Source organism: Pseudomonas sp. 05T35 (genome assembly GCF_056396605.1).
Window position 1 is genome coordinate 1 of record NZ_JBFTLU010000943.1, and the last position, 498, is coordinate 498.

Below are 498 nucleotides of genomic sequence, written 5' to 3' on the forward strand. Positions count from 1 at the left end.
GCCTTTGGGTGTGTTGAGGCTGCGTTGGTAATCGATGTCGACTTGCAGGTTTTTCCAGCTCAGGTTGAGCCCGGCACTGGCACCGCTCAGCCGTTGGCCTGGAGCGCCGTGATCGGTCTTGAGCCAACCGTTGTCCAGGCCCACGCGCGGGGTGATGTGCACCGGCAAGCCGCTGTTCAGTGGCAAGCGCAAGGTGTTGCGCCAGATCGTTCCGATGGCGCCGGATGCATTGTTTTCGCGATAGCCGCGGACGGCGGAATCGTCGGTAACCAGCAGTTGTTCGATGGCCGGCAGCGGGTCGGGGCTGTATTGCAGCGAGAGCTGGCTCTGCCACTGCCAGGCTTGCCCGGCGAACTGGCCATTGCGCCACTGACTGAGGTTGGCGCGGTACTTGCGGAACTGCGCCTTGGGCAGGTTGCTGTTCTGGCGCTGGGCATCGTCGTCGGCGCCCCACCCACTTAGCCCCTGGGCATAGTTGATGTCGAGGTTCCACACCGC

At 63.7% G+C, this 498-nt stretch carries 1 protein-coding gene; it reads right to left on the reverse strand.

Features of this window, described 5'->3' with window-relative positions; genetic code table 11:
- A partial coding sequence (locus AC1DH9_RS30820; protein ID WP_477809542.1) for a ShlB/FhaC/HecB family hemolysin secretion/activation protein occupies nucleotides 1-498 on the reverse strand: 498 nt, incomplete at both ends.